This is a genomic window from Oceanobacillus sp. GQ8, assembly GCF_059758495.1.
Window position 1 is genome coordinate 718,846 of the sequence record NZ_JCAXEV010000002.1, and the last position, 12,004, is coordinate 730,849.

Below are 12,004 nucleotides of genomic sequence, written 5' to 3' on the forward strand. Positions count from 1 at the left end.
CCTTAATTATCTTCAGATTTTCTTAGTTTAAATTGTAAAAGTGTTGCTAGAATTATAATGATAAACAGAACGAATGATGCTGCGGCACCATAGCCAAATTCACTGTATTGGAAACCTTCTTGATAGATAAATAGAGCAAGTGAATTTGTACCATTCAAAGGTCCACCTTCTGTCATAACAAATGGTTCCTCGAAAAATTGTAACCAGCCAATTAGTGTTGTAACCACAACAAAGAAAGTAGCAAAGCTCATAGAAGGTAGTGTGATTTTGGTAAGCTTCTGCCAGCGGTTTGCGCCATCAATGTCTGCTGCTTCATAATACATGTTAGGAATAGACTGCAGTGCTGCAAGGAAAATCAGCATGCTGACACCATTACTTTTCCAAACTGCCATTGCAATCAAGGAAAGTTTAGCAATAAATGGATCCTCTAGCCATGGAATAGCGTCTAGATTTACAAGAGACAATAGATAGTTAAAAAGTCCGTATTCCTGGTTGTAGAGGAAACTCCACACAACAGCTATCGCTACAATGTTTGTTACAGAAGGAACATAGTAGATGACGCGGAAAGTCGTGGACATCCAGTCAGATACAAGTTTTAATAGTAGTGCGATGACAAAGGAACTAATTACTGCCAAAGGCACCCCAATAATAACGTAAATAAAAGTGTTACCCATCGATTTAAGAAAAACATCATCCTGGAATAACTGGACAAAGTTATCGAAGCCGATAAAACTGATTTGCGACCAGTTTGCTAGCCCGCTTAAATTCATATCCGTAAAACTAATAACTAATGAAACAAGGATTGGTAGGAAAGAAAATATACCGAGTAGTATAACAGCAGGCATAATAAAGAAATATGGTGTTAAATTACTTTTAAAGCGATTCATTACGTTCACCCCTTAATTGACATGTCGAAAGGTCTAGGATTTCCTCTCACTTGTGTGCATTTGATCTACATACTGGCAGGAGTTGGGTCCAAACAAAGTTTAGATAAGTTGAAACGTTTCTATTTAACCGATGCAACCGAAATATTGGAATCGTTTTCAACAAATCAGCAAAAATGTGAGGAAACTCCCCTAACTGTTATCGTTATAAGTAATATATGATGAACCCGTTCCACGTCCTTACTAAAACTTAAGTTGTTGAAACGTTTCTATAATTTGATTATAGTGTGTTTTGAAATCGATTGCAAGAAAAAATTCCTCCTTTTCTATCATTTTTCGCAAAGCATAGATTAGCAGATTTGCTATCGAATATTCCAGACTGGCTAAGAAGAAGTAAATAGAGGGAAAAGATAGTATAAAGGAGAGGGGCTAATCCACTGAAGTATAGAAAAACGCTGAGCGTATACGGAGCTGTAGGCTCATTCGAATACGTTCAGCGCAATTGGTTTAAGAATTAGAGCTTATCATGCCGTAGCGCTGATAAACTCTAACTCTTATTTTTACTATTCTTGGATTTTACTTATCTGCTATTCACCGAGAACGCGTGCTGCCTCAGCTTTGTAATCCTCTAATGCTTCATCAATATCCGCGCCACCACGGTTAATCTGCTCAAGCATATTCAGAATTTCTTGACCTAATCTTTCATATTCAGGAATTAATGGAAGTGGCTGAGTTGATTTCAATTGCTCACCAAACGTCGCAACCATATCGTTTTCTGTTAATGCAGGATCTTCCCAAGCAGTTAGGTTTGCAGGCAGTTCACTAAATTCCTCATACCATTTTACTTGTGTTTCCGGGTCTGCCATCCAGTTAATGAAATCTAGCGCTTGGTCTACTTTTTCAGAGTTGTTGAAAACAGCCAAGTGTGCGCCACCCATCATAGAATTGTTGTTCTCTGCTTTAGGCATCACTTTAACATCCCATTGACCTTCAATCTCAGGAGCTCTTTCGGTAATTGTTTTGATATCCCAAGGGCCACTGAAGAACATTGGCTTAGAGCCATCTTCAAACGCTTGGAAGAATTCTTTTCCTTCTCCAGTTTGAGAAAGTTCTTCACTATAGAAAAGATTGTGTAACTCAATTGCTTCTTTGAAACCAGGATCATCAAAGCTTGCGGAGCCTTTATCCATATCATAATTCCAACCATGCTCCCATGCTAATAAGAACGGGAATTGCGGATCTGTTGCAGGTAAGTCAATGGCATACTGTCCATCGCCACGATCAGCCAACTGGCGAGATGCATCTACCATATCATCCCATGTTTGTGGACCTTCTGGGTATCCGACTTCTTCTAGTAAATCAGTACGATAGAATAAAGCACGTGTATCAACATACCAAGGAATCCCAATCGTAGTGTCTTCATATTTTGTTGTTTCAACAGCAGATTCATAGAAATTGTCAGCTGCTAAGTTGTCATAGTCATCAATTTTATCCGAAATATCAAGGAATGTTCCAGCTTCGGCAAATTCTGCAACCCATGTTGTACCAATCTGTAGAACATCCGGACCATTACCTGAAGCTACAGCAGTTAGGAGTTTGTCATGGGCGTTATCCCAAGGGATTGCCTGTACTTCAACAGTTACACCAGATTCATCTTCATACTCTGTTACAAATTCTTCTAATCCACTTGTCATTGTCCAAACGGAAATAGTATCCGAATCACTTGAGGATCCACTGCTCGATTCATCATCAGATGAACAAGCGCCTAATACAAGTACCACACTTAGCAAAATTGCTGTAAGCCATGCATATTTATTGTTTTTCATACGTACACCCCTTAAATATAGTAGTTTTAATTATAATGAAGTATTTCAGAGTCTTCCATGTTCTGGCTAGTTACACCATCACTCCTTGTTCAGAGAGTTTTATTGAAACGTTTCTTCAAAAAAAGCATAAAACATTTTGAAATCGTTTTCAAGTTTAGATTAAAAAATACTCACTTAACGTGAATTTATAATCTCTTCTTGTTGTTATGGCGGTTATTAAGGAGTGGAGAATAAAATTCCCCTGTTGAAAATTCTATGTTTTTGTTGAAACGTTTCTACAAATCGATTATAGTAGTATTTGAAACCGATTGCAACTATTAATTTATTTTTTGGCAGATAGGGAAGTAGAAAACATCCCTACTGTATTAGAACCATGAAGGCTTGGCGATAAGCTAAGTTTTTAAATTTTTAGCTAGGAAGCAATAAGAAAGTAGTTAAAGTTATGAAATCCTAAGTATAAGAAGAACGTATGCAAGCTTTTCAAAAAATCTCAGCCAACGAAAGTTGTATAATATGCTGAAACGGAGGAAGACATATGACAGATCAATTCTTACACGATTTATTAGGTAGAATGACAACAGATGAAAAAGTAGCACAGCTCATGCAGCTTGCAACACCATTCTTTAAAGGTGCAACCAACAGTGGAGAAATTACCGGTCCGATGGTAAATATGAACGTTACGGATGAAACAGTGGAAAATACAGGTTCCGTACTCGGGGCATGGGGTGCAAAAGAAATAAAAGCAATCCAAGAACGCCATTTACAGGAAAATAGACTGGGGATACCACTTTTAATGATGGCGGATGTCATACATGGATACCGGACAATTTTTCCGGTGCCACTAGCAATAGGTAGCTCATGGGACTTGGAACTTGCAGAAAAGAGTGCGCAGATCGCAGCAAAGGAAGCAGCTGTTTCAGGTATACATGTAACCTTTGCTCCAATGGTCGATCTTGTACGCGATCCACGTTGGGGACGCGTTATGGAGTCAACAGGAGAAGATCCTTATCTGAATGGAGAATTTGCTAGAGTTCAAGTAGAAGGATTCCAGGGCGATGATCTAAAAAATAATACGGACACACTCGCTGCTTGTGTGAAGCATTTTGCTGCTTATGGTGCAGCAGAAGGCGGACGTGATTACAATACAGTCAATATGTCAGAACGAGATTTAAGAGAATATTACCTGCCTGCTTATAAAGCTGCACTGGAGGCAGGAAGTGAAATGGTCATGACTGCATTTAATACGGTTGATGGCATTCCCGCTACCGGAAACAAAACTTTGATGCGTGATCTTCTCCGTGAGGAATGGGGCTTTGATGGTGTCCTGATTTCTGACTGGGGCGCTGTGAAAGAACTTATCCCTCACGGTGTTGCTGCAAATGCGAAAGAAGCGGCCGAAAAAGCTATAAAAGCAGGCTTGGATATTGAAATGATGACAACAACGTATGCCAGTCATCTCAAGGAATTGATTGAAGAAGGAAAAGTGGATGCAAGCCTATTAGATGAAGCTGTCTTGCGTGTGCTTGAGTTAAAACAGAAATTAGGCTTATTTGAAAACCCGTATCGGGGAGCTGACGAAGAACGTGAAAAAGAAGTAATCCGCTGTGACGAACATCGCCAAACAGCACAGGAGCTTGCCACTAAATCGTCTGTCCTTTTGAAGAATGACAGTGTTCTTCCTTTGAAAAAAGAGCAAAAGATTGCCCTTATCGGCCCATTTGCTGAAGGAAACGATATTCTCGGGCCATGGTCTTTCCTCGGTTCAATCGACGATGCGATTACGGTAAAGGCCGGGATCGAGCAAAAGTTAAATAAAGAAGTTATAGTCGCTAAAGGTAGTGACATTGAAACAGGGGAAGATGCTGACTTACAAGAAGCTATCAAATTAGCAGGCGAAGCAGAAGTAGTCGTGCTTGCACTTGGCGAGGCTTCGGAAATGAGTGGAGAAGCAGGATCAAGAACAACTATTCAACTACCAGCACCACAGCTTAAATTGGTAGAAGAGATTGTAAAACTCGGAAAGCCAACTGTAGCAGTGCTATTTAATGGTAGACCACTAGATTTACACGGCGTAATTGATAAAACCGATTCGGTGCTGGAGGCATGGTTCCCAGGCACGGAAGGCGGAGCTGCCATTGCAAACTTACTTTACGGGGAAGTGAATCCTTCAGGTAAATTAACCATGTCATTCCCAGACAATGTTGGACAAGTACCTGTCTACTACAATCATTTCAATACAGGCCGACCAAAAGGAGCTCCGGATGCGCAGATTCGCTATGTATCGCAGTATCTTGATAGCCCGAATGCGCCGATGTTCCCATTTGGATATGGCCTTAGTTACACGACCTATGCCTATGACCAATTCTCCCTTTCTCGTGAGACAATAAAAAAGGGCGAAACGCTCACAGCGCAGGTTAACGTAACCAACACTGGAAAAGTAGCAGGCGAAGAAATTGTGCAATTATATATTCAAGATAAAGTAGGCGAAGTAGTTCGCCCATTGAAGGAGTTAAAAGGGTTCGAAAAGGTCCATCTAGAACCAGGCGAGACGAAAACAGTCCAATTTACAATCACAGAAGAGCAACTGCGTTATCATCATGCAGATCTAAGCTACACAAGTGACCCAGGCGAATTTGTGGTGTATGTAGGACCAAATAGTGCAGAGGTAGAAGCACAGAGTTTTGAATTAGAATAGAAAAGCGAAGAGGGCCCGATTAGAATGAGTGGGCGGCGCATCGGCCGTGAACGCGGGAACAAGCTAAGAGACAGAGTGCATCGGCCGGGAGAGCGGATGCATCGGCCGAGAACGATGGTATATCGGCCGTGAGCGCGGAGACATCGGCCGCGAACGAAGGGGCATCGCTTGAGAGAGCAGAAACATCGCCCTTGAGACACAACGCATCGGTTTTGAGAGTGAAAAAACCACCCGAGATTGCGGAGGCATCGCCCGAGAGAGCAGAAATATCGGTCGCGAGCTCCGAAACATCGCCCTGGAGACAGAGTACATCGGCCGAGAACGCAAGAACATCGCCCAACAATCGGGCTCTTCCAACGCGATTCCATATAGTGACTAGACATAAGAAAAAGGAGAATGCTTCATGAAGCTAACTAATACCTACACCCCCATGCAAAAAGGAGATCTTCAGGTTACGTTCCTAAACAGCGGGGATATTTTCGAAGTAACGCACAACGAAACACTGATAAATCAGCTTATGGCGAACCCAATTGATGGCTCTCTAAATAATATCTACTTACGAGTGCACACAACAAATGAAATACAAGCATTTCCATTGCTTGGAGTGGCATCAACTAGTACATTTAGCCAGCTAGAGAATGGCATGCAGTGGAAGGGAGAGGCTGCTGGGATCGATTACACCGTCACCTTCCAATTGGCGACAGACAACATGTGGTTTTGGAATGTAGAGTTAGAAGGGGAAGGGAAAGAAGTGGACCTTGTTTACGGACAAGACTTAGGTCTTGCCGATAAAGGAGCAGTCCGCTCTAATGAGTCCTATATGTCCCAGTACATGGACCATAAAATATTTGAAAATCAAAATGGCTACACGGTTGCGACAAGACAAAACCAGCCAATGCAAAGTGGTTTCCCATATATTCAGCAAGGGGCACTTGGCAAAACAGTCGGGTACTCGACAGACGGATTTCAATTTTTCGGGAAAAGCTATCGCAAAACAAATCAGCCTGAGGTCTTGAACAAGGAGAGTTTGGCAAACGAAGTGTATCAATATGAATTTGCTTATACAGCACTTCAATCTGAAAAATTACAACTAAATGATCAGCAACAATTTGTCTTCTACGGACTATTTCAAGAAAACCATGAAACGGCAGTAACAGAGGCAGTTGCAGAGAGCCTTGTACAACAAGCGTGGGACAATCTTGAGGAAGCAGGACAAGGTACAGCACTTCCGGAAGTCCAAAAAGCAAACACAATTGGTTCGCCACTGGCTGCTGAGGAACTGACAGAAGCAGAAGTTACGTCCTACTATCCTGAACGTCGCCTTGAGGAAAAAACGGAAGCGGGTCTTCTTTCCTTTTTCACGCCAACTCATGAGCATGTAGTATTGCAACAAAAGGAATTAGCAGTTGAGCGTCCACATGGACATATTTTAATGAGTGGTCATAATGATGTGGTCAAAGATACGACCATCACAACCAACGTCTATATGTACGGATTGTTTAATTCGCAAATTTCCATTGGAAATACGAATATGAATAAAATGCTGTCCAATGCTAGAAATCCATTAAATCGAATGAAGACTTCTGGGCAACGAATTTATCTAGAGGTAGACGAGGAGTTCCGTTTGCTAACAATGCCTTCCTTATTCGAAATTGGCTTTAACTATGCCCGCTGGATTTACAAGCTACAGGATGATGTTGTGACGGTTACCACCTTTACAATGGTTGATGCAGCAGATGTTCAACTTGATGTGACTTCAAAACAAGGGAAGGCATATCGCTTCCTTGTGACAAACCAGGCGACGATGCAAAACAACGAATTTGAAGTTCCATACAAGCTTGCTACTAACGGCAATATGCTAACCTTCACGGCAAGTGCGGAAGCAGGTAGTAAAGAAACGTATCCAGACCTCACGTATACCATGCAGGTTATGGGGACCGAAATCGATGTAAAAGATGAAAGGGTACTCGCTGAGAATGTTGAACCTGGCAGTGCTTCCCTTGTGGTTCTGGAATTACAGGCAACATCTAAGTGGACGATGACCATATCTGGTGATCTTTATGGCGAAAAGCGCCATCCTGCCCCGAACATGTTTACAGACGTCGTTAAAGATTATCGTTCCTATTACAAAGAAGTCATGCAAGGCTTCCATTTAGAACAGAAAAACAAGCAGGATGTAAGAGAAATAGAGAAGGTAAATACCCTTGCATGGTGGTATACCCATAATATGTTGGTACATTTCTCTGTCCCGCACGGACTGGAGCAATACGGGGGTGCTGCTTGGGGAACAAGGGATATCAGCCAAGGACCTGCCGAGTATTTCATGGCAACCCAGCACTATGAAACGGTAAGAGATATCATTAAGACAATCTTTGCGCACCAATATGAGGATACGGGTAACTGGCCACAGTGGTTTATGTTTGATAAATATAACAAGATTCAACAAGATGACAGCCATGGAGATATTATCGTCTGGCCGATGAAAGTCGTATGTGATTATATTGAGGCAACAGGCGATACAGCAATTTTAAAGGAAAAGATTGCGTATACAGACCGCAGTACGTATGAATTTACCGAAGAAAAAGCAACACTGCTTGATCATTTGAAGAAAGAAATGGATTACATCAAAACACATTTTCTACATGATACGTATTTGTCAGCATATGATGATGGGGATTGGGACGATACACTACAGCCTGCAAATCAGAACTTGAAGAAATACATGGCAAGCAGCTGGACTGTTGCGCTGACGTATGAAGCTTTACGCAAGATGACAAATGTATTGAAAGATGTGGATGAAGAAACAGCAAACAAAACACAGGAATTGGTAGAAGGAATCAAGCGTGATTTCAATGACTTCCTAATGCAAACAGACATTATCCCAGGCTTTGTTTACATGGAAGAGCCAGGGGAAGTGGAAAGAATGCTGCACCCTACCGATGAAAAAACCGGAATTAATTATCGACTGCTGCCTATGCAACAAAGTATCATTAGTGAGTTGTTTACATTACAACAGGCAGAATCACATTATGACATTATCAAAAAGCATCTTTTCTTCCCAGATGGTGTTCGCTTAATGAACCGCCCAGCAAACTATAAAGGTGGTGTGAGCACACACTTTAAGCGGGCAGAGCAGGCATCCAACTTTGGTCGAGAAATTGGCCTTCAATATGTTCACGCACATATTCGGTATGTAGAAGCGATGGCGAAGCTCGGATATGGTGACGAAACATGGGATGGATTGGCTGTGATTAACCCGATCGCGATCCAAGACGTGGTGCCAAACGCAGAGCTGCGTCAGAGCAATGCTTACTTTAGTAGTTCAGATGGGGACTTTAAGACACGTTATGAAGCACAGGAGCAATTTGGTAAATTACGAGACGGTTCTGTGAAGGTGAAAGGTGGCTGGCGGATTTACTCAAGCGGCCCGGGGATCTACATGAACCAACTGATTGCCAATACATTAGGCGTTCGTCAATTTGCAGGCGACCTTATCCTGGATCCTGTACTACCTGATCGTCTGGATGGCCTGCGCTTCACGTATACATGGAATGGCAAGCCTGTAACGTTCGTTTACCACTTAAATGCTGAGAAGCATCAAGTTCTAATTAATGGTGCGATTAGTGAAGCAACAGAGCTTATTAACCCATACCGTGCGGGTGGAATACGCATCCCTCGTGAACAGTTAGACCAAGCACTTGAAGCGGATGACAATACAATTGAAGTATTTGTGTAAGAAGTGTAATACAAAGTGCGTTAACTCCATACAAGCCGTGATCTAAAAAAGAAAACCGGGCGATCCATACTGGTATCGTCCGGTTTTCTTCATTACATTATTTAAAAAGGGAAGGTTTTAAGGGTATTATACTATTACCCAGGATGACCATCTGTTAAACTAAAATTATTAGAAAAGGAGAGGATCATATGGGGAAAATCGGATTACAGCTTTATACAGTAAGGGATTCTGCTGAAGCAAACTTTCAAAAATTACTTGCAGATGTGGGAGAACTCGGTTATGAAGGCGTACAGTTTGCTGGTTTTTATGATGCATCAGCAGAAGATGTGCAAAAGACGCTCCATAAAGCAACGCTCAGACCAGCTGGGGCGCATGTACCTATCGATCAACTACAAAATAACCTGCAAGAGGTTATGCGCTACCATGAAGCTATTGAGAATCAGTTAATCATTTGTCCATACCTGCCCGACTCCATGCGTGAAAATAAAGCGGGCTACTTACAAACAGCAGAATTATTTAATCAAATTGGGAAAGAGCTGAAAGAAGCAGGATTTCAGTTTGGCTATCATAACCATGCTTTTGAGTTTGATAGAATAGAAGAAACGACTGGATTTGAACTATTATTTGAAAATACCGATCCAGAGTTGGTGAAAATGGAGCTAGATTGCTTTTGGGCAACCTATGCAGGACATGATCCGAACAAGATTATCCGTGATTATAAAACACGTTGTATCTCACTTCATTTAAAAGACATCAAAGTAGAAAATGGAGATAAAATCTCTACTGAAATAGGCACAGGCACACTAGATATGAATAAATTAATTCAATCAGGGCTTGATCACAATGTGGAGTGGTTTATAGTAGAACAAGAGCATTTCATAGGTGACCCATTAGTTAGTGCAAAGAAAAATGTAGAAGCTTTAAAGAAAATGATATAATTATAGTTAAATAAAAAGTAAGCGCTATATTTAGACAGAAGGAGAGTTTTTAAAAATGAAAGTAACGGTTTGGAATGAGAATCGCCATGAAAAAACAAATGAGAAAGTTTCCGAGATTTATCCAGAAGGAATCCATGGACAACTAGCATCTTTTCTAGAAGAAGCAGGTTATGATACAAAAACAGCAACGCTTGACGAACCAGAGCATGGATTGACAGATGAGGTCTTAAATGAAAGCGATGTCTTAGTTTGGTGGGGACATATGGCCCATGAAGAGGTTTCCGAAGAGGTCGCTGAAAAAGTGAAGCAACGCGTTCTTGATGGCATGGGGTTAGTTGTGCTTCATTCAGCTCACTTTTCCAAAGTGTTTAAGAAGCTAATGGGTACTGGCTGTGACTTGAAATGGCGAGAAGCGGATGAAAAAGAAAGACTATGGGTAGCAGATCCGACCCACCCAATTACGGAAGGCATTGGGGAATACATTGAGTTAGAAAAAGAAGAAATGTATGGAGAGCATTTTGATATTCCAGCACCAGATGAATTAGTATTCATTAGTTGGTTTGAAGGTGGCGAAGTATTCCGTAGTGGAGCAACCTTTAAGCGTGGCCGTGGGAAGATCTTCTATTTCCGACCTGGACATGAAACATATCCTACTTACCATAATAAGGAAATTCAAAAAGTTATTATCAATGGCGTGAAATGGGCAGCTAATACAAATACACCGGAGCCTGTACGTGGAAACCACCAGCCATTAGAGGAAATTACAAAGAAATAAAGGGGAGAAAATAACATGACAGCAGTTCGAGTAGCAGTAATCGGATGTGGAAGCATTGCAAAGCATCGCCATTTAATCGAGTATGATCTACAGCCACGAGTCGAAATCACGGCAGTTTGCGATATTGTGGAGGAACGAGCAAAAGCAACAGCAGAAAAGTACGGAGCAACTGCTTATACAAATTATGAAACACTGTTAAAAGAAGAAGAAGTTGATGCTGTGAGTGTATGTCTACCTAACTATTTACACGCACCAGTATCCATCGCGGCTCTGGAAGCAGGATGCCACGTGCTTTGTGAAAAGCCAATGGCGACATCTCGTGAGGAAGCGCAGCAAATGATTGATGCAGCTAACAAAAACGAGAAGAAGCTCATGATCGCGCATAATCAGCGTTTCGTACCTTCACATCAGAAGGCAAGAGAATTAATTGAGCAAGGCGAGATTGGAAAAATATACAGCTTCCGTACTGCTTTCGGCCATGGTGGACCAGAAGGATGGAGCGTAGACGGAAAAGATAGCTGGTTCTTTCAAAAGGAAAAAGCGTTTATCGGTGCAATGGGCGATCTAGGTGTTCATAAAGCTGACCTTATGCGCTACTTGCTTGGGGAAGAATTTACAGAAGTTGCGGGATTTGTAGAAAGCTCAGCAAAAGAAGGCTCTGATGTGGACGATAATGCCGTTTGTATCTTAAAATCTGCCAGTGGGGTTGTAGGAACATTGGCAGCAAGCTGGGCATATTCCGCAAAAGAGGACAATTCGACGGTTATTTACGGAGAAAAAGCAACACTTCGATTGGAAGATGACCCGAACTTCTCCTTAGTTGCACAGTATGTGAGCGGTGAAGTTGTGAAGTATGAGCTTGGTGGTATCCAAACAAATGATGCTGGTGGACAGACGACCTCAAAAGTGATCCATCACTTTATTACAAGTATTACGGAAAACACAAAACCACCAATTGATGGCGAAGATGGAAAGAAATCACTAGAAGTTATTTTGAATGCGTTAGAATCAGCTGAAACAAAGCGAATTTGCGGATAATTTAAAAGCTCTAGCGCCTATTTTGGGGGCTGGAGATGAACGTGACCATTCTTGTCAATGAACAGTTCTTAGCCATAATTTTGTGCTTGCTTATTTTTAAATAAAGGGGTTA

General features: G+C 41.6%; 7 protein-coding genes. 5 read left to right on the top strand and 2 right to left on the bottom strand.

The genetic code is table 11. The features are described from left to right. Positions 1 to 2: 2 nt before the first annotated feature. Complete coding sequence (locus AC6CHS_RS08420) at positions 3 to 887, bottom strand: carbohydrate ABC transporter permease (protein ID WP_498235576.1); 885 nt, start codon at positions 885 to 887, stop codon at positions 3 to 5. A gap of 584 nt (positions 888 to 1,471) precedes the next feature. Beyond that, positions 1,472 to 2,710 (bottom strand): sugar ABC transporter substrate-binding protein, encoded by a 1,239-nt coding sequence (locus AC6CHS_RS08425; RefSeq protein WP_498235577.1) that lies wholly within the window; start codon positions 2,708 to 2,710, stop codon positions 1,472 to 1,474. 535 nt (positions 2,711 to 3,245) lie between these two features. Here AC6CHS_RS08425 and bglX point away from each other — a divergent pair. From bglX to AC6CHS_RS08450, 5 genes are all read left to right on the top strand, one after another. Next, positions 3,246 to 5,405, top strand: a complete 2,160-nt coding sequence (gene bglX, locus AC6CHS_RS08430; RefSeq protein WP_498235578.1) for a beta-glucosidase BglX — start codon at positions 3,246 to 3,248, stop codon at positions 5,403 to 5,405. 403 nt (positions 5,406 to 5,808) lie between these two features. Next, positions 5,809 to 9,141 (top strand): GH36-type glycosyl hydrolase domain-containing protein, encoded by a 3,333-nt coding sequence (locus AC6CHS_RS08435; protein WP_498235579.1) that lies wholly within the window; start codon positions 5,809 to 5,811, stop codon positions 9,139 to 9,141. A 188-nt stretch (positions 9,142 to 9,329) separates the two neighbouring features. Continuing rightward, positions 9,330 to 10,079, top strand: coding sequence for a sugar phosphate isomerase/epimerase family protein (locus AC6CHS_RS08440; protein WP_498235580.1), 750 nt, complete (start codon positions 9,330 to 9,332; stop codon positions 10,077 to 10,079). A gap of 55 nt (positions 10,080 to 10,134) precedes the next feature. Further along, positions 10,135 to 10,854 carry a ThuA domain-containing protein gene (locus tag AC6CHS_RS08445; RefSeq protein ID WP_498235581.1) on the top strand — a complete coding sequence of 240 codons (720 nt, stop codon included), beginning with the start codon at positions 10,135 to 10,137 and terminating at the stop codon, positions 10,852 to 10,854. Positions 10,855 to 10,869: 15 nt separating this feature from the next. Then, complete coding sequence (locus AC6CHS_RS08450) at positions 10,870 to 11,892, top strand: Gfo/Idh/MocA family protein (protein ID WP_498235582.1); 1,023 nt, start codon at positions 10,870 to 10,872, stop codon at positions 11,890 to 11,892. Positions 11,893 to 12,004: the final 112 nt, after the last annotated feature.